Annotated in this window: 10 protein-coding genes; 6 read left to right on the plus strand and 4 right to left on the minus strand. The window is 70.9% G+C overall.

Annotated features, from left to right (window positions below; all coding sequences use genetic code 11):
* The first annotated feature begins 14 nt into the window (after positions 1-14).
* The 5 genes from sufC to AB0E69_RS19275 are packed head-to-tail and all read left to right on the plus strand — an operon-like array spanning position 15 to position 3,515.
* Positions 15-776, plus strand: a complete 762-nt coding sequence (sufC, locus tag AB0E69_RS19255) for a Fe-S cluster assembly ATPase SufC (RefSeq protein WP_360147193.1) — start codon at positions 15-17, stop codon at positions 774-776.
* On the plus strand, positions 773-2,029 hold the full coding sequence (locus AB0E69_RS19260; protein ID WP_360147195.1) for a cysteine desulfurase: 1,257 nt from the start codon (positions 773-775) through the stop codon (positions 2,027-2,029). Before sufC ends, AB0E69_RS19260 begins: the two co-directional genes overlap by 4 nt.
* A 1-nt stretch (position 2,030) precedes the next feature.
* Complete coding sequence (gene sufU, locus AB0E69_RS19265; RefSeq protein WP_360147197.1) at positions 2,031-2,489, plus strand: Fe-S cluster assembly sulfur transfer protein SufU; 459 nt, start codon at positions 2,031-2,033, stop codon at positions 2,487-2,489.
* On the plus strand, positions 2,482-2,868 hold the full coding sequence (locus AB0E69_RS19270; protein WP_360147199.1) for a metal-sulfur cluster assembly factor: 387 nt from the start codon (positions 2,482-2,484) through the stop codon (positions 2,866-2,868). The genes sufU and AB0E69_RS19270 overlap by 8 nt, the downstream gene beginning before the upstream one ends.
* A 26-nt stretch (positions 2,869-2,894) precedes the next feature.
* Complete coding sequence (locus tag AB0E69_RS19275) at positions 2,895-3,515, plus strand: acVLRF1 family peptidyl-tRNA hydrolase (RefSeq protein WP_360147201.1); 621 nt, start codon at positions 2,895-2,897, stop codon at positions 3,513-3,515.
* Here the strand turns inward: AB0E69_RS19275 and AB0E69_RS19280 are convergent.
* From AB0E69_RS19280 to AB0E69_RS19295, 4 genes are all read right to left on the minus strand, one after another.
* Positions 3,512-9,964: a hypothetical protein gene (locus tag AB0E69_RS19280; protein WP_360147203.1), complete on the minus strand. Its 6,453-nt coding sequence runs from the start codon at positions 9,962-9,964 to the stop codon at positions 3,512-3,514. The genes AB0E69_RS19275 and AB0E69_RS19280 overlap by 4 nt on opposite strands.
* Positions 9,965-10,081: 117 nt before the next feature.
* Entirely contained in the window at positions 10,082-10,642 is a 561-nt protein-coding gene (locus AB0E69_RS19285; RefSeq protein ID WP_360147206.1) for a hypothetical protein, read from the minus strand.
* A 3-nt stretch (positions 10,643-10,645) separates the two neighbouring features.
* The gene (locus AB0E69_RS19290; RefSeq protein WP_360147209.1) at positions 10,646-11,176 is read right to left on the minus strand and encodes a hypothetical protein; all 531 of its coding nucleotides are present in this window, start codon (positions 11,174-11,176) and stop codon (positions 10,646-10,648) included.
* 51 nt (positions 11,177-11,227) lie between these two features.
* Complete coding sequence (locus AB0E69_RS19295; protein ID WP_360147212.1) at positions 11,228-18,262, minus strand: hypothetical protein; 7,035 nt, start codon at positions 18,260-18,262, stop codon at positions 11,228-11,230.
* A gap of 153 nt (positions 18,263-18,415) precedes the next feature.
* On the opposite strand from AB0E69_RS19295, the gene AB0E69_RS19300 reads away from it, so the two are divergent.
* Positions 18,416-18,877 (plus strand): hypothetical protein, encoded by a 462-nt coding sequence (locus tag AB0E69_RS19300; protein WP_360147215.1) that lies wholly within the window; start codon positions 18,416-18,418, stop codon positions 18,875-18,877.
* Positions 18,878-18,906 lie beyond the last annotated feature (29 nt).

Here is an 18,906-nt window from a genome sequence, read left to right on the forward strand (position 1 = left end):
GACAGAGAACCCTCATGGCGACACTCGAGATTCGCGACCTGCAGGTGTCGGTCGACACCGAAGCCGGCCCGAAGCAGATCCTGCGCGGCGTCGACCTGACCATCGCCGGTGGCCAGACGCACGCGATCATGGGCCCGAACGGCTCCGGCAAGTCGACGCTGGCGTACTCGATCGCCGGGCACCCGAAGTACAAGATCACCGGCGGCACGGTGACGCTCGACGGCGAGAACGTGCTGGACATGTCCGTCGACGAGCGCGCCCGGGCCGGCCTGTTCCTGGCGATGCAGTACCCGGTCGAGGTGCCTGGGGTGTCGGTGGCGAACTTCCTGCGGACCGCGAAGACCGCGATCGACGGCGAGGCGCCGAAGCTGCGGACCTGGGTCAAGGACGTCAACAAGGCGCTCGGCGACCTCGACATGGACCCCGACTTCGGTCAGCGCAACGTCAACGAGGGCTTCTCCGGTGGTGAGAAGAAGCGGCACGAGATCGTCCAGCTGGAGCTGCTGAACCCGAAGATCGCGATCCTCGACGAGACCGACTCCGGCCTCGACATCGACGCGCTGAAGATCGTCTCCGCGGGCGTCAACCGGTTCGCCGGCCAGGGCGACAAGGGCATCCTGCTGATCACCCACTACACGCGGATCCTGCGCTACATCAAGCCGGACTTCGTGCACGTCTTCGTCGACGGCCGCGTCGCCGAGGAGGGTGGCCCGGAGCTGGCCGACGAGCTCGAGGCCAACGGCTACGAGCGCTTCCTGAAGGCAGGCGCGAAGTGACCGACGCCCGGACGTTCAGCAGTCCACTGGACCTGCAGTCGGTCCGGGCGGACTTCCCGATCCTGTCCCGCGAACTCGCGGGCGGGTTCCCGCTGGTCTACCTGGACTCGGCCAACTCGTCGCAGAAGCCGCGGCAGGTGGTGCAGGCGATCGAGGACCACTACCTGAAGCACAACGCGAACGTCGCCCGGGCCATGCACCAGCTCGGTGCCGAGGCGACAGCGGCGTACGAGGGCGGCCGGGACAAGGTCGCCGCGTTCCTCGGGGCGACCAACCGGGACGAGATCGTCTTCACCAAGAACGCCTCCGAGGCGCTCAACCTGGCCGCGCACACGCTCGGCGCGGCGCTGCAGCCCGGTGACGTCGTGGTGATCTCGGAGATGGAGCACCACAGCAACATCGTGCCGTGGCAGCTCGCGTGCGAGCGCACCGGCGCGACGCTGAAGTGGTTCGGCGTCACCGAGGACGGCCGGCTCGACCTGTCGAACGTCGACGAGCTGCTCACCGAGCAGACGAAAGTCGTGTCGCTGACCTGGGTGTCGAACGCGCTCGGCACGATCAACCCGATCAGCGAGATCGCCGCCAAGGCGCACGCGGTCGGCGCGACCGTCGTCGTCGACGCATCCCAGGCCGTGCCGCAGTTCCCGGTCGACGTGTCGACGCTGGGTGTGGACATGCTCGCGTTCACCGGTCACAAGGCCGTCGGCCCGACCGGTATCGGCGTGCTCTGGGGCCGGTACGACCTGCTCGCGGCGCTGCCGCCGTTCCTCGGCGGTGGCGAGATGATCGAGGTCGTCCGGATGACGGGCTCGACGTACGCGCCGCCGCCGGCCCGGTTCGAGGCCGGGACGCCGCCGATCGCGCAGGCGGTCGGACTCGGTGCGGCCCTGGACTACCTGTCCGGGATCGGCATGGACAAGATCGCCGCGCACGAGCACGCGATCGTCGAGTATGCGCTCGAGGGCCTGAAGACTGTGCCCGGCCTGACGCTGCTCGGACCGACCGACGCCACGGACCACGGCGGCGCGATCAGCTTCGCGCTGGACGGCGTCCACCCGCACGACGTGTCGACCGTGCTGGACACCCGGGGCATCGCGGTCCGGGCCGGGCACCACTGCGCGCGTCCGGTGCACGAGCGGTACGGAATGCAATCGTCGACCAGAGCGTCTTTCTACCTGTACACGACACCCGAGGAGATCGACGCACTCGTCGACGGACTCGGGTTCGTCCGTAGCTTCTTCAAGGTGGACTGATATGCAGCTCGATGCTCTTTACCAGGAGATCATCCTGGATCACTACCGCAGCCCGCACCACGCGGGCCTCGCCGAGGCGTACGACGTGGAGGTGCACCACGTGAACCCGTCCTGCGGGGACGAGGTCACGCTCCGGGTCGAGCTCGACGGTGACACCGTCACCGGCGTCAGCCACCAGAGCGTCGGCTGCTCGATCAGCCAGGCGGCGACGTCGGTGATGTCGGACCTCGTCATCGGCAAGCCGGTGGCCGAGGGGATGGCGACGTACGAGAAGTTCCTCGAGCTGATGCAGGGCCGGGGGAACGTCGAACCGGACGAAGAGATCCTGGAGGACGGCGTCGCGTTCGCGGGCGTCGCGCAGTTCCCGGCCCGGGTGAAGTGCGCACTGCTGGGCTGGTCGGCGTGGCGCGATGCCACGGCGCGGGCCCTCGCAGCCAACGAAGGAGTGAGCAATGCCTGACCAGACCGACGAGAAGATCGAGCTCCCCGAGGTCGACCTCGAGGCCGCGGCGGCCGAGCCGGGTACGACGCCGGCGGAGGTCGAGGACGTGACCGAGGCGCTGAAGGACGTGGTCGACCCCGAGCTGGGGATCAACGTGGTCGACCTGGGCCTGATCTACGGCATCACGGTCGACGACACCAGTACGGCGATCATCGACATGACTCTGACGTCCGCGGCCTGCCCGCTGACCGACGTGATCGAGGACCAGACCCGAATGGCACTGGACGGCCTGGTCAACGACTTCCGGATCAACTGGGTCTGGATGCCGCCGTGGGGTCCGGAGAAGATCACCGACGACGGCCGCGACCAGTTGCGCGCCCTCGGCTTCAACGTGTGAGTCGCCCTTCAACGCGCACAGTTTCGGTGGCGCCGGGCCGACTGGACAGGTGGCTGGACGGCTTCGGTGAACGCCATGGCACGGTGCGGTACGACGTGACGCCGACAAGCGTCACGCTGACCGCCGAGGACGGCTCCAGCGCCGTCGTCACCGTGCCCTTCGAGCCCCTCGCGGTATTGTCCCGCGAGGGGCTCGTGGCACATGTGCTGACCGAGCGGCGGCTCGGCGTGCTGCTCGTCCGCCGCGGCGGCTACGGCGCCGGAGTCTTTGCCGGCGGCAACCTTCTCGATTCCAAGGTCGGCTCCCGGCACGTGCAGGGGACGACGAAGGCGGGCGGCTGGTCGCAGCAGCGGTTCGCGCGCCGGCGGGACAACCAGGCCCGCGAGGCGTTCGCCGCCGCCACCGAGGTCGCGGTCCGGATCCTCGCGCCGGCGAAGCTCGACGTGCTCGTCTGCGGGGGAGACCGGCGCGCGGTCGAGACCGTGCTCGAGGACCCGCGGCTGAAGGACCTGCCGGCTCTGGTGCGGCCGCCGTTCCTCGGCGTGCCGGATCCGAAGCAGAAGGTACTGGAGCAGGCCGGCATCGACGCCCGGGCGATCCGGATCGAGATCCAGGACATCCAGGACATCCAGGACGTCGAAGGCTAGACGATCGCCACGCCGTCGGTGCCGGTTCCGGTGCCGCGCTGCGCGGCCTCCTCGAGGCTCGGATCGCGTTCGACCCGCGCCCGGATCGACTGCACCGACCGGGAGTCGATGCCGTCGATGGCCGAGGCCGGGACGCCGTTCATGTGCAGCTCCGCGACGACGGCTCCGCTGAACCGGCCGGTGTCCTTGGCGGCCAGGTACACCTTGTGGAGATCCACCGGGATCCCCTCGGCCAGCTGGACGAGGTGCGGGTGCAGCTTCACCAAGGCGTCCGGGAAGCCTCCCTCGGCCACGTCGCCTTCCTGCGTGACGGAGTACTGCTGCTTCGTCCCGTCCTGGTTCCGCACAGTGAGCTCGACCGCGACGCCCGCGGAGACAGCATGCTGCGCGGCGTCGACGAGCGGCTGGTACGGGTGCCGCGGGTCATGATCCACAGTGACGTGGATCCGCCGTACCTTCACCGCGGCCGGGCTGAGGTCCGACTGCTGGCGCCTGCCTTCCTCCTGCTCGACGAGCATCCCCTGGTACGCCGCCCACGACATGCCCAGCGTGACCGCGCCCTGGGCGATGTTGTGTTCGTCGACCGATCGAACCACCCGGCCGTTCTTGAGCAGTTCGTAGCGGGCATGGGCGTTGGCGGTGAACTCGACGGAGACCAGCTGGGCTGTCCCGAGCAGGCCGACCTCGTGCCGCCAGCCGGTGGCGCTCAGGTCGTTCGTCGTGGCCTGCTCGCTGCTGGACATGCTCGCCGAGATCCCGGTGCCGCCGTCGGTGCCGCCGACGGTGTATGTCGTGGGCAGCTCGCTGTTGCTCTCCAGCGAGATCTTCTCGGCGCTGGTCTGCCGGGTGTTCTCGCCCAGCTGGACCGGCTGTTCGACGTTCGGGTTGGAGACGATCCGCGAGTTGTGGAGGTCGAGCCGCATGGTGATCCGGACCGCCTCCGACGTGCTGTGGGGGAGCGGGAAGGGCGGCGTGGTGTATCCGGTCGGCCCGATCATCTCGGGCGCCTTGGTGAGCAGACCCGAGCCGCCGAACAGTTTCTTGAGTGCCTCGCTGTGCATCGCCACGCCCCTGGCCGTCAGCATGTCCCGCTTGCCGGCGCGCGCGACGATTGCCTCGTGGAACCTGTTGACCCGCGGCGTGTCTGCAGCAGGGTGCGGTTGAACGGACTCCACCACAGCGGAGTCCGGTGGCGTCACCACGCGATGGTCACCGACGGCGAGCGGCGGCGGTACGTCGACGTGCGCAGACGGGATCGTGACCGGCATCAGGCCGTCGACGACCCGCTGGGTGTGCCGGACCGGCCGGAGACGATCCTTCCGGGTCCGGCCGCCGAACGGTGTCCGCGGCTCGTCGGTGATGTCGATGATCAGGCGGTACGGGCGGACAGCCCACTCCGTCTTCAGTGCCGCGGCCGGGCTGACCCGGTACCCGGTCCGAGAGCTGGTCGCCGTCATCGACGTCGTGAGCTCGGTACTGGCCGCGACCTCGCCCGACGAACCGTTGCCACCCGAGGCATCGAGCGAGGCGTCGTACGCCGTGGCGGCGGTGACGCTGGAGCTGTCACTGCGCAGCCGCCAGTCCGCTCGGTAGTTGAAGGACTTCGACGCCGCGCCTTCGTTCCGGTCGCCGCCGTCGACCGTGGCCGGGCCGGTGAACTCGAGCCGGATCCGCAGCTTCAGGTCGCGTGGCGCGCCCTGCGTCTGGATCGGCAGGTCCCTGCTGTAGCCGAGCGGATCGGTCATCCGATCGCGCTGCCCTGCGGCGCGCTCGCCGCCGAGGATGCCGTTCAGAGCTCCCGCCAGCAGTGGGTCTGTCGCCAGCACGCCGGGCAGGTGCTCCTCGATCGCGGCGCTCGTTTCGGCCAGTACGTCGACGACCCGGCCGTCGTGGCCGCGCAGCGGACCGTCGGAGACCGACCATGCCATGCTGTTCGCGTAGCCCGGCGGCGTGGAGATCGCGACCGACTGGCTGGTGATCGCCGTCGACGCCGCGAGCGCCTCGTCGAGCCGTGGATCCAGGCTCGGCGAGAGACCGGCCACGCGCAGCGCGAGGTCCTTGAGCTGCTCGTCGGTGTGCTCGGACCGGCGATCGGGGTCGGCGGCGTACCGGCTGAGCAGTGCGGAGGTCGTTCGCCGGGGCAGGCTCAGGTTGCCGTCCAGGAGCCGCTGGACGGCGTCGGCGACCTTCGCGGTCGGCAGCTCGAGCTTGCCTTGCGTGTACGCCGCCAGCGCGTGCTCCTCGGGGATCGTGACGACGATCCCGCCACGGTCCAACTCGATCGCGCGGGCGTCGGCACCGCCGCTGCGGAGCTTGGCATCGAGCACCAGGTCGCCCCAGAACAGGTAGTGCTCGCCGGTGCGCAGCACGCTCCGCTCCGCCGCGTCGCTGATCCCTTCGGTGACCTTGGACGATCTGCTGGTGACGCGCGCGGTGCCGACGGTGGCACCGGCGGAGCTACCACCGCCGCCCTGGACCTTGGCGCCGGTGCTGACGCCCACCGACGTACCGCTGGAGACACCTTCGGTGTAGCTCACGTTGGCGGACGGGATGTTGAGCATGCCGATGAACTGGTGACCACTGCTCACGTACTTGACGTTCTCGACGTGGGCCGTGAAGGACAGGCTGGACCGGCGCGGCGCGAGGCCGCGGTGCGCGAGCGTCGCGAGCGCGTCGTCGGGTGGGGTGATGATCAGGTCGTCCCGGTACTCGCCGGTGAGCAGCTCGAGCCGGGTCATCTGGTTCTGCACGGCCAGCCGGGACGCGAGGTGCTGCAGGACCGACCGGTCACCGCGCCCGAGCTCAGGAACCGCCCGCACTACCTGGCCGTCGGGGTCGTGTGCGTCCAGGTGGTGAATCGACGCGGCCGCACCGCGCAGCAGATCACGGTCGACGGCTCCGGGCACCGACATCGTCGGCGGCTCGCCGCGGTGGCACATCGAGCTGTCCAGGTAGATCCGGGCGCTGCCCTCCTCGCTGGTCAGCAGCTCCGAGGAGCCGTCGGGCAGCACCTCGGAAACCATCAGCGTGTGCGGGACCTTGAACACCGCCACCTGGTCGCGGGACTCCGACAGCACCATCTGGTACACCTCGTCGCCCTCCGACGAGCTGACCGCGCGGCCCTGGGCGGTCCGCCCGAACTTCGCCGTCACCTCCGGCGACACTCCGGCGGCGCCCGGGTCCGGCGTCTTGCCGAAGCCGACGTTGAACGACCACGGCGTGGCCTTGGAGTACCCGCGGGTCCGGGTCACCGCGTCCATCGCGAAGTCGACGTTCGCGATCGTGTCGGTCCCGCTGAGGCCGAGCAGCTGGGCCCGGCTGAAATCCTGCTCGATCGTGAGCCGGTAGGTCCGCATCTTGGCGAGGTGGCCGCTGCGGTGCTCGGTCAGCTCGAACAGGACACCACCGTCCGGCTGCGGCGCACCGTTCGGGGGTGTCCTGATCTGGGTGCTGTGGTTGTACGCCGTCTCGAGCCGATGCTTGGCGAAGGCAACGTTCACCCGCTTGAGGTTGCGCAGCAGACTCAGTACTTCGGCGTCCTCACGCCCCGCCAGGTCCGCCGGGACCGGCCGGCCGTGCTTGTCGACCTGCGGGATCAGCCCGTCGGCGTACAGCTTCTGGTAGAGCTGCTCGCGGGTGCGGGAGAAGCCCTCGAGGTCGCGGACCATCGCGGGTCCGGCGCCGCGGAGCTGGCCTGGCCCGTCGCCGAGCCAGACCGGCAGGCCGAGTGTCTCGGTGGTCGGCTGCGGATCGCCGCGCAGTAGCAGGCGGCCGTCGATACCGCGCCGGGGCTTGCCGTCCGGGTCGCGCATGACCGCCTCGGGTGCGACCGGCAGGCCGTAGCGGAGCGCGTCGCGCTCCAGCATGCGCAGGTCCGCGCTGCCCGCGCCGTTCACGCTGAAGGTCTCGTCCCGGTCGAGCAGTTGCACGGTGACCCGGCGTTCCATCCGCATCCGGATCGCGACGGTCGGACCGAGCCGCTGCGTGCTCCACCGGCTGCCGAGCCCGGCCAGGCTCAGGGTGTCCTGCGTGCCCTTCTTCCGGCCGTACGACGCGCCCGGGCCGGCGGCGATCCCGCTCCCGGCGAGGTCGGACAGCCCAGGGCCCGCGTAGCCGACGGAGGCGCTCCGGCTGGTGGAGTCCGCAGTACCGAGGCTGGCCGAGGTCGCCGAGTTGCCGACCCGCCAGAACTCGACGCTGTGCTCGGCGGACGAGGTGCTGATCGGCTCGGCGCTCTCGATCACCGGGAACGACTCGTGCCGGACGTACGCCACCGGCCGGCCGCCCTTGGTGATGACGGCGTCCACGCCGCCGGGCCGGCTGGTCTCCTCCAGACCGGCGATACCGTCTTCGACGATCAGTCCGGCGAGCTCGTTCGTGCCCGTGCGGTCCAGTACGACGCCACGCTCGCGCAGGGCCGCGAGCGTCCGGTCGCACAGGTCGTCGACACCGTCGGCGCGCAGGCCGACGTGCTCGGGGAGCTCGAGCAGGCGTTCGCGCTGCAGGTCCTCCAGGCTGAGCCCGAGGTCGTCGAGCACGATCGTCTCGGTCGGCGCCGGGACCGTGTATGTGTTGCTGTACGCCAGGTCCAGGGTGTCGGTGTCGTTCGCCGTACCGGCGGCGACGGTCTGGGTCGTGGACCAGTCCTGGCCCGCGCCGCGGATCCGCCATTGGTAGGCGGGATTCGTCGAGCGGTACAGGAGGAGCTCGCCGTACAGGGCCTCGACCTGGCCGGGCTGGGGCGACTCCTGCTGGCCCATGGTCATGGTCTCGCTGTGGCTGCTGGACAGGCTCACGCCGGGAGCGGCGTACTCGCCGATCGCCTTGACCGGGCTGGAGTCCGGGAGCGCCGCAGCGACGGCCTTGAGGCCACCACCGACGTCACTGCTCAGGCCGTGAGACGCGGTCGCGCCGGTGACGAAGGCGAGCTGTCCGAGCTGACCGCTGCGTGACTCGTCGAGGACGATCCCGCCGCCCAGGACCTCGCGGAGCTCGCCGGGCGCCAGGTGCAGCTGGAACTGGATCAGCTTCGCGCCCTGGTCGCGGGCATCGCCTGGAACGGTCAGGACGACGCCGTCGGGCGAGATCAGCCGGTGCGTCTCGGCCCGTAGCCACCGGTGCAGGACGTCCGGCGTGAAGCGGTACGTCGACCGGCGATGCTCGAGCGCCTCGTTGAGGTCGCGCGCCAGGGCAGTCAGGTGCGGAAGACGCCCGTACGGATGGCCGGTGTGCTGGACGTCGGCCCGTGGTGCGGTGGCGGCTGTGGCGGCAGCGAGCTGCTGGACCTTCTGCTCGGCGTCGTCGAGCAGCGTGGCGAGGTCAGAGGGCCGGCTGTTCAGCAGAGCGCGGTACGCCTCTGCGGCCTCGGTGGCCTGCTGCGCGGCGGTCCTGCTGAGCTCGGCGATCGTGTCGTGCCGGGTGGCTTGGTTCTGCAGGTTCTCGCTGCGTCGGCTGAGCGTCCAGCTGCGGTAGAAGGCCGACTGGTCGGGCCTGGTCGCCTGCACACGTGCCAGCTCCAACGTGTCCCGTGCGTCGTCGCGAGCCTTCTGGGCGCTCGCGGCCCGGACGGTGGCCCGCTGAGCATGCAGTGCGGCGATGTTCTCGAGACCGGTGATCTGGGATTGCACGTCGGCCAGCAGGCGCTCCTGCGGCGACATGGGGACGGCCGGCACCGGCTCGGCGACCTGCTGGTGACGCCACGGCAAGGCAGGTGGCTCCAGACCGCTGCGGGTGATGACTCGCCTGAGCTCGACCAGCTCTGCCCGGACCGCGCGCAGGTCGCGGGTGCCGCGGCCCTGACGAGTCTCTTCCCACTCCCGGGTCAGCCGACGGAACTCGACGTACCGCTCGCGGCCGCGCGCGTGGCGCGCCTCACGCAGCCGGCGGTACGTCGCCAGGAAGCCAGTGGGCGCTGGCTGGTTAGCCGGCACACTGCGCTCGGGGGACGGCGGAGTCAGCGCCTCGGCCTGGCTGCGGATCGACTGAGCGGACGCGATGCTGTCGTCGATCAGGGGCGCGCCGGCGCGGGCCTGTGGCCGGCTGGACAGCACGCGCTCGAGCCCGGACTCGGACAGCTGCGGGCCGCCCTCGAGGACGCTGCGCAGCAACGCCTGGCTGTCGGTGCGCATCGACGCGGACAGACCGGGGCGGTCCAGCAGGTCGTCGAGCGCTCGAGTCGCGCCATCGGCGGGTACGCCGCCGCGAGAGCGCTGGATCTCGGCGCCGAGCAGCGCGACGGCCTCGACGATCAGGCGCTGGTCCGACGCCTCGTCGGCCCGCCGGGCGAGGCGTTTGCCGAACCGGCGCAGGATCCGCCGGCCGAGGTACTCCCGCGCATCGGGCAGCCGGACCCGGCCGTCGCTGACCGCGATCGCGCCAGGCGCAACCAGACCCAGAGCCAGGCCAAGGGCCAGCTGGGCACGTGCCTGCCGGTCGGAAGGTGCGGCCAAGCAAGTCTCCCCTCGGGCGCGATGGGCGCTTCCGAAAGGAAACTAGCAAACCTGTGTTTACTTCCCGGCCACCTAATTCACCAGTTTGGTAAATTCCTGCCGGTGGTCCTCGTCACATCAGGACCGGCGGTCCAGGCGTTTGCGGTAGTCCGCGAGCGTGCCGCGGTAGTACTCGAGGTCGTCGTACAGCTTGGCGCGCGTGACCAGCTGCGGCTCCCGCGCGATGGCCTGAGCGCCGTACGCCGTCCACACCGCCTCCGCGGGCACCTCGGCGGCGCCGTCGGGCAGGAACTTGATCGCCTCGGTGACGGCTTCGACGGCGAACTCCCAGTTCAGCTCGACCGTGCTCCGGTTCTCGCCGCGCGGACCGGTGAAGGTCAGGTCGGCCTCGAGCGCGCGGCGGCCGTACGAGGCCGCGACCATCGCCCACTGGGCCGCGTCGATCAGCTCGGAGACCCCGAGCCCGAAGCGGGCGCCGACGGTCCGGGCCGCCTGCTCGGACGCGTACCGGATGGTGATGTCGCCCGCCGTGCTCGCCAGCGTCCAGGCGTCCTCGCCCTCGGTCAGGTTGACGCCGGGCTGCAGCTCTGCGGGCTCGACAGCGGGCACGTCCAGATCGGCGGCGGTGGTCAGGCTCACGTAGATCTGCGCCTCGACCAGGGTCCTCGCGGTCAGCATCGGTTACTGCGCTCCTGTCTGTCTGGCTAGCTCGTCGTACGTGTCCCTCGTGACCAGCAATCGGTCCAGCCGGAACCGCCCCGGCTCGGCGTCCCGGACCGCCCGTCCCTCGGGCGTCCAGAACTCTTCCTCCGGTACGGCGTCCAGCCCCGCCGGCACGAACTTGATCACCTCGTCGACGGCCGCGCGGGCAACGGCCAGCACCTTACCGGCCTCGGCGGGATCGTCCGGGACCTCGGACGCGGCGCGGTCCGCCACCTGCAGCCACTGGCCCGGATCGAGCAGCTCCGACGGCTCCGAGCCGCCGAACGTCGGCCAGCCGGTCACAGCGGTCTCTCGCGCGGGCAGACCGAACAGGTACTCGCGCTCCGCACCACAGCCGGTGCAGGTCCCCGCCCAGCTGATCGTCAGCTCCCCGTCGTCCTCGACCAGCGAGTGCTCCCACGGCGTGTCGATCGAGCCGCAGTCCGGGCAGGGATGAAGCTCCAGCCACAGCTGCGCCTCGTCCCGCGTCCGCGCCACGGCAAACGTCATACCGCCCCCATTCTGTGAGTGAAACCGCTGATCGACCGGAACCGGCAGCCGTTACGGGCCGGAGATCGACATCCCGTGCCCGGTCGGTGCGATGGTCCGTCCGGCCGCTGCCGCCGCCGGGGACTTCGCGTTCGGGTGTGGCAGCGAGTTCAGGTAGCCGGCCGCCATGGTGTTGTCGAGTGCCTTCAGCACGTCCCGCGGTACGCCGTCGGTCTCCAGCTTCGCGGCGACCAGAGCGTTGAAGTTGCCCCGCGGAGAGCTGTTGAACAGCCCGCGCAGGTCGACGTTGCGGCCGACGGCGATCCGGGCCAGCGTCGGGTGCAGGCTCCCGAAGGCCGAGCCGAAACCACCGTCGTTGACGCCGGTCATCGTCCCGTTCGGCATCGCCTTGTACCAGCGCCTGGTCTTGTTCTGCTCCTGGACGAGCAGGACGACCGTCCGGTCCTCGGTCCGCGCCTTGTCCAGGGCCGTCAGCAGCGGCTGGTACAGCTGCCCGGGCCCGCCGTGTTCGTCCGCGGTCACGACCAGGTCCGGAGCTCCCAGCTTCTCCGGGATCGCCCGCAGTTGCGCGTCGGCCAGTACCGCGTCCAGCGACGCGCCGGTCTCCATCTGGCGCAGGACGTCGAGGTAGTCGTGCGCCAGCATTCGCACGAAGTACTCGCCCTCGGCCAGGCCGCCCAGGCGAACCGTCTCGTTGGCGGTTGCGCCGGTGTGCCCGCGGTCGCGGGCGACCTCGATGGTGGCGTCGTACCGGATCGGGATCCGGACCGTGACGACCTGGCCCTCCTCGAACTTGCTGGTCTCGGACCGGCCGCCGTAGGCCTGGGCCGACTGCCCCTTGACCTGTTCGCCGGCCGTCGCGCTCGCCGAGACCACGCCGGCGTCGAACCCGCCGGTCACGGTCACCGGCGTGGCGTGGTTGGCGGTCTCGGACGACCGGTACTGGTGCTGCTCGCGCCGTACCTTGCCGACCTGGCCGGCCTGCACCGGGTCCTTGAGCTCCCAGCCGGTCGGTACCCCCTGGATCGAGACGCGGACCGTTCGGCGCCCGTTGCCCTGGCGAACCATCGGCGGGATCCGGATGCCGTCGTTGACGAGCCGTTCGAACTCCGCCTTCGACGAGACCGGCTGCAGCACCGTCTTGATCAGCTGGCGGTACTGCGTGATGCCGGCCACGCCCAGCATGTCGGGGCGGGCCAGGTATCCGTTCAGGTTGCGGAAGAGGTGGTCCCACTTCCGGACGTCGCCTTTCCGGTAGGGCTGGTAGGCGATCGGGACTGCGCCCTCCGGCAGCCGGAACGCGCGGTGGTCCGGGATGTGCTCGGCGAGCTCCGGGGCGAGCTGCGGCTCGGCGGGCCGGGGACCGGCCTTGACCTCGCTGCGCGGCACCAGCGCGGTCAGGTCGGCCCGCAGCTCGCGTGGCCCGGACACCTCGACGACATCCGCGGGGTCGAGCTGCTTGAGCTTCCAGCGGGTGCTGGTGAGGGCTGCGGAGCCGGCGCTGCGCAGCCGGATCACGCGGGTGGTGAACACCGCCTTCCGGTGGACCTTGACGAGGTCGAAGTGGCCCAGCCGGTCCAGCGTGACGTTCAGCTGGCCGTCGCCGGCACTGTGCGTCCGGGTCCGGTCGGTCGAGACGCCTCCGCTGACCCCGGCACCACCGCCCGCGGCACCCGCACCGCCGTTGACGCCACCGGAGTACGTCGTGGTGCGGTTGAGGGTCTGGTCGCGGCCCCAGTAGTTGTAGTTCTGGAGGAGGCTCCCGGCCTCCTGCTGCGGGAGCTCCGGGTTGCCGTCGTCGTCCTCGGGGCCGCCGTCGACGTACGGCTCGCCGTCGAACCGTACTGCGGACTGGACGACGAAGACGTCCGGCCGCCGCTGCCCCGCGATCGGGACCTCGATCGCGTGCTCGTGACCCTCCGGTCCGAGCATGTTCTCGAGGTGGCCCTCGTAGCTGTCCGGGTCGAGATTGACGTCCAGCGCGTCCTGCAGCACCGGGGTTGCGGCGACCAGGCCCCGCTGGAGCTCGTCGAACTGCGGCACGACGAGCTCGCGCAGGTCGACCTTCCGCTTCGTGCCCTCGACGACCAGCCTCTCGATCTGGGTCGCGGCGAGGCTCCGGTCGTTCGGGTCGGAGAGATGGACCGTGCGCGGTACGGCGGCGGCGCGCTCCGCCTGGCTGAGCGCTGCGGTCAACCGCTCGTCCGCGGTCGGGGCCTGCGACTCGATCCCGCGGCTCACCTTGAGCATGTGCTCCGTGAGCAGCTCGGTCGTGTGCCCGGCCGCCAGACCGGTGGTCACACCGGCCTTGTCTTCCCGGTACCGCCCAACGAAGCCGGCCGCGACCCGCGGCTCGAGCGGAAGCTTGCCGGTGAGCCAGCGCTCGGCCGCGTCCTGGGTGACCTCCAGCGGCAGGTCCAGGTCGCTGCTCGCGTACAGCTCCAGGGCACGCCGCTCGGCCATCGCCTTCTGCGCGACGGCGTCGTCCAGCGGAACGGAACTGACGACCTTGCCGTCGTGGACGATGTCTGCGACCAGCTTGTACCGCTCGAGGAACTCGTAGTGCGTGCCGGGATTGACCAGCAGCCGCTCGTCGCCGGTGGTCTGGCTGTTCGAGGTGGACTGCGACCGGCCGCCGGTGCGGCCGACGCTGATCCCGCCGGACCCGGTGCTGCCGTCCGCGCCGACCGATCCCGTGCCTGCGTCGACGCCCACGCCACCGGACGTCGACGTACCCGAGCTGACGCTGACGTCGCTCGTGGTGAAGTTGATGTCGACCGTGTTCTGGTCACTGATCGCCCCGAAGGCCAGGTCGACGGCCTCACCGCGGATGACGACCTGGTACTGCTCCGGGAGCAGCGTGCCGTCGGCCAGCGCCTCCGCCGGGCTGCCCGGTGCACGGACGACGGTCATCGGCAGCCGGTAGCTGCCGTTCATCCATTGCGGGTTGGCGACCAGGCTGTTCGGCGAGAGCGCCGCGTGCAGGCTGGCCAGCGCCGTACCGTTGGCGCGGAAGGCCGGAAGCGCGGCGGCGACCTTGTCGGCCGCGTTGCCGGCGTCGGCGGCGACCAGCTGCCCGGCGTCGATCGCTGGCTGGCTCGGCGGCTTTCCCTCGAAGACCAGGGGCGGGACCTTGCACAGCGCGCTGTCGTAGGCGAGCTCGACCGTCCCGTCGACCTCGGCCAGCGGCTCGGAGTCACCCTGGTCGGTGATCTCGGCGAACCTGATCTTGAGCTTCTGCTCGAACTTCTCGATCGGGCCGGTGCTCTCGTTCAGCCCGACCCGGTTCACCCGGGTACCGACGGTGTAGGTGAGGCTCCGGCCGAGCGCGTTCCGGCTGACCTTCAGGCCGAGCTTCGCGGCCAGGCCGACGACGCTCTCCGGCGGTCCGTCGGAGAGGCCGACGCCGGCCGCGACCGGCACCGACTTCGACTGGCCGAAGGTGTGGCCGCTGGCCCGCGAGCTGATCGCCAGCAGTACGGCGTTCTCGTTGGTGCTGGTGCCGATGTGTTCGGTGCCCGCGAAGTCCTGCTCGACCGACAGCCGGAACGGGCGCCAGCGCGGGCCGCGACCGGTGCGCTGGTCCTCGAGCATCACGATCAGGCCGCCCTGCGCGGCCTGGTTGAACCCGGCCTGGATCCGCGGCGCGCTGATCTGCTCGATCACCCGCTCGTAGTTCGCGTACTGGGCGGCCCGGCGCAGCGGGTCGCGCTCGTGCGCGTCCTTGTCGGCCCGCGGCTGCAGGTTGTCGTCGAGCTTCGGGACCAGGCCGAGGTCGGACAGCTTGCGCAGCGCATCCCGCTGGGCGTCGTCGGCGCCCTCGAGCGCCTGCGCCATCCCCTTGCCGACACCGCGGATCTGGTTCTGGCCAGGACCCATCCACGGCGGCATCGGCTGCGGACCGGTCGACGGCGTGGAGTCGCCGCGGAGCAGCGCCCGGCCCTTCCGGTCCTCCCGGATCGTCCCGTCCAGCTCGCGCCGTACGGCCTTCTTGTCGACCGGGCCGCCGGCGCGGAGCAGGTCGTTCTCCGCGACCCGCATGAAGGCCTGGCACTTGTCCTCGACGACGACGGCGGGGCGCTTGGTGTCGCTGAGCTTGCGCAGCGTCGCCTTGACCTCGAAACCGACCTGCACGCCTTGCGTCGGCCCCTGGCTGCGGTGCACGTACGGCGTGATGTTGGTGTTGCTGACGTTCTGGCCGCCCTGGCGGGACACGTTCCGGCTCACTGTCGCGGAGGGCGATGGGCCGACGGTCGCACCGGCCGTGCCGGCGCCGGTCAGCGACGTACCGACGACCTGGCTGACGTTGCCGCCGGCGAAGTCGACCAGCACCTCCTCCTGCCACATCTCGCCACTCGCCTCGCCGACCAGCTTCGCGTCGGCCCAGACCGGCACGACCTCCCACGTGAGCGCGTAGTCGGTCTCGCCGCCGGAGGGGATCCGGCGGGTGATGCCGCCGGGCCGGGCGGCCGCGCGGAGCAGTCGGTGCGAGTCGTGGACGATGAGCCCGTTGATGTGCTCGAGCGTGACCCGGTCGAGCCCGCCGTACTGCTTCTCGGCCGCGGCGACCACGCGGTCGCTGACGCTCTGCAGGCCGCTGATGTTGGTCACCGCCGAGCGCGGGAAGACCTTGCTGATCTCGTTTGCCCGGCCGAGGTCGGCCAGCGTGACCGTCTCGGCCGGTTCCTTCACCGTGTAGGCGCTGGAGACCCAGGTGAGCTGCCGCCCCGCGTCGACGGTCTCGACCGGCGACCACGCCTTGGTGGGGGAGCGCCGTACCTCGATCTCGTAGTCGCCGGACCACTCGTAGAGCAGCGACTCGCCGCGGTTGTCGTCGACGCGGCCTTCCTGAGCGCTCCAGCCCGCGCCGCCCGTGGTGGCCTCGGTCCGCCCACGGCTGACACCGGCACTGGCCGAGACGAACGGCGCGGCCGCGGCGGCGACCGGCGCCACCGCTCCGGTCATCGCGATGAACGGCTGCAGGTTCACACCTACGGTCTGGCTGACCGAGTGCGTGTCCGTGGTGCCGATGCTGGTGCCACCCTCGCCGAGGGTGCCGGACATCTGCTCGGCCAGGTCGTAGTCGTGGTCGACCACCTCGGTGACGTCCCGCGACTTCATCCGCAGCCGGACCTGGACGACCTCACCGACCTTGTCGTCCGGGTCCCCACCGACGATGAAGACCATGCCGTCGGGGGAGAGCAGACGGCGGAACTGCGCACCCGGCACGGGCAAGGGCGCGTCGGGGAGCAGCCGCTGCTTGATTCCTTGTGCGGCCAGCACCCGGTTGATGTCGTCGACCGGTAGGTTGAGCCGCTTGCCGGTCGGTACGCCGGTGGCCAGCAGCTCCGTCCCCGGCACAACCTGTGCCACGCGCTGCTGGTAGATCTCCACCTGGCGCCGCGCCTCAGCGGCGAAGGCGCTGGTCCGGTCAGGCGTGCCGCCCAGGTCCATGTCGGCCAGCAGGTAGCGGTACGCGGACAGAGCTTTCTGCGCCTGAGTCGCCGCCTGGTGGTAGGTGTCAGCGAGCTCGATGTGCCGGCGGGCCTTGTCCCGGGCGGCGCTCGCGCTCGCGCGCAGCTTGCGAGCGCGCTCCCCGGCGCCCCGGTCCAGTCCGAGACCCTCGATGAGGGCTGCTCGGTCGGTGTTGTCCGCCTCGACCAGGGCGCCTTGCCCGCTGTAGGCCTTCAGCTCGGACTTGTTGCCGAGGTCCTCGACGGCGGCCTGGAGGTTTTCGATCTGGCTGAGGACCTGGCCGCGCAGGTGCCCCGGGGTGAACCGCGGCGGGTTCGCCTCGGCCTCGGCCCGGGCGGCCGCGATACCGAACTCGGTCGCGCTCTGGACAGCGCCGGGGCCCCAGGGGAGCACTGGCGGCACGCCGCCGTGGAACCGGATCTGCTCGCCAAGTCCCTCGAGGTCACGCTGGATGTCCACCAGGCCGCGCGGCCCGGTCGGCCGGCCGAACGCCCGCGTCTCGGCGCTGGCCTGCCGCCAGTCCTTGGCCAGCAGCTCGAACGCCGCGTGGTCGGCCTTCAGCCGTCGGTCTCGCCGGTCGTGGTTGAAGACCGAGTGGACGAGGTTGAGGACGTTCTTCGGCCGTCCGGCCCGGGCAGCAGCCAATTCCTGGGTCAGCTGGGTGATCTGGTGGGCGAAGACGGTGCGCAGCTGCTCGTCCGCGAGCCCGGGTGAGATCCGCACGACGTGCGGGTCGTCCGCCGTACCCGATTCGAGCTTGCCTTCCGCGACCCAGGGCGGGAGGGTGCGGCCTACGTCGACCCGGACGTACTGCGGCTCGTCGGCGACGGTCGTGCGCAGTACGGCGAGGCCGTGCCTGACAGCCGGGCGGTCGGTGAGCGAGGCGCCGAGCTCGGCCGGACCCATGCCGGCCAGCACCGCGAGCGCGGCCGGACCGTCCAGCTTCGCGGCCCCCTTGGGCCGGCTGCCACTGACGATGCCGGTGTTGCGCACCCGCTCGGTCTGGAAGACCCGTCCGGCACCGGCCGGGCGGCGGTGCCTGGTACCCACCTGACCACGTGGTCCGGGCTGTCCGCTGCTCTCCGGCGGTGTGCTCCAGCGGGTGTGGAGCATCTCGGCGTCGAGCGTGATCGCCTGGGACGCCGACGCGATCCCGGACGGCGCGGCGGGGCGCGCGCGGCCGGTCAACCGGTCCAGCCGGTCTGCCGCTGCCTGGTCGTCGAGAGCCGCCAGCGTGAGCGCGACCCGGAGGACCGCGTTCGCCTCGGTACGGCGGGATTGGTCCACTCCGGGTGCGTGCAGGTACCGGTCGAGGGCGGCGGTCGCGCCGGCGCCGGGGGACTCGCCCCGGGCGCGGGCCACCTCGGCCCCGAGCACGCCGACGGCCTCGGCCAGCAACCGGTCGTCGCTCGTTCTGTCCGCCGCGCGCTGCCGGAGCTGCTCGAGGAGCGCTCGGACGACGTACGCGCGGAGCTGGTCCCGCCGATCGGTCAGGAGGATGCGGCCGTTACGCAGCGCAACGGCATCCGGGTGCAGAATCCCGAGCGCGGTCTGCAACGCCCACCGGCTGCGGACAGACGGGTCCTGCGGAGCCCCCGTGGGTACGGTCAAAGGGCGCACCCCCTCCCGTGAGGGTTCCGGTGTTCACCAGTTGTCACCGGAACGTCATCTTCCGGAACATAGCAAACATTCGGTTACTCGCCAGCAACTCGAACGACCCGAGTTGTTAACAAATTACCCGCGGGCCGCGCCTAGGATGCGGCCATGGTCGACCGGCTGGGCAGCTCGCGATGGTCAGTGTCCGAGGCTCGGAGCATGGTGGCCCGGTTGCGCCACGTGGCCGGCGACGGCCCGGAGTACGACGGTGTCGAGCTGTTCCTCGCGCTCTGTGACTACCTCGACCAGCTGCACGGGCCGGACGGGTTCGACTACGTCTACGCCGGCGCGGAGCGGCAGGCGCTCGCCGACGTCGTACGGAAGGTACGCGGGCGCAGCAAGGTGCCGGACCCGCGCGGCGAACGGCTGATCCAGCCGGTGAACGCGGCGGTGACACTGGTCGAAGGCCGCACCCTCGCGGCGCAGCTGGCGGCAGCGGACGGGTGGCAGTCCGAGCTCGGCAAGAGCCTGCAGGCCCTGTACACCTATCTAGACCAATTGTACGGCGGACCCGGTGCGTTCAACGAGCTGCTGACCACCGCGGAGCGGGACCGGGTCGCGAGCCGGTAACGGCCCTGAGACTGAGCCCCCGCGCGGCC

The organism is Kribbella sp. NPDC026611 (assembly GCF_040638345.1).
Classification (GTDB): Bacteria; Actinomycetota; Actinomycetes; order Propionibacteriales; family Kribbellaceae; genus Kribbella.

Bases quoted from the DNA above. Each gene is read 5' to 3' on its own strand.
- sufC (WP_360147193.1), top strand. From the start codon at position 15: ATGGCGACACTCGAGATTCGCGACCTGCAGGTGTCGGTCGACACCGAA.
- sufU (WP_360147197.1), top strand. From the start codon at position 2,031: ATGCAGCTCGATGCTCTTTACCAGGAGATCATCCTGGATCACTACCGC.
- AB0E69_RS19270 (WP_360147199.1), top strand. From the start codon at position 2,482: ATGCCTGACCAGACCGACGAGAAGATCGAGCTCCCCGAGGTCGACCTC.
- AB0E69_RS19285 (WP_360147206.1), bottom strand. From the start codon at position 10,642: ATGCTGACCGCGAGGACCCTGGTCGAGGCGCAGATCTACGTGAGCCTG.
- AB0E69_RS19290 (WP_360147209.1), bottom strand. From the start codon at position 11,176: ATGACGTTTGCCGTGGCGCGGACGCGGGACGAGGCGCAGCTGTGGCTG.
- AB0E69_RS19300 (WP_360147215.1), top strand. From the start codon at position 18,416: ATGGTCGACCGGCTGGGCAGCTCGCGATGGTCAGTGTCCGAGGCTCGG.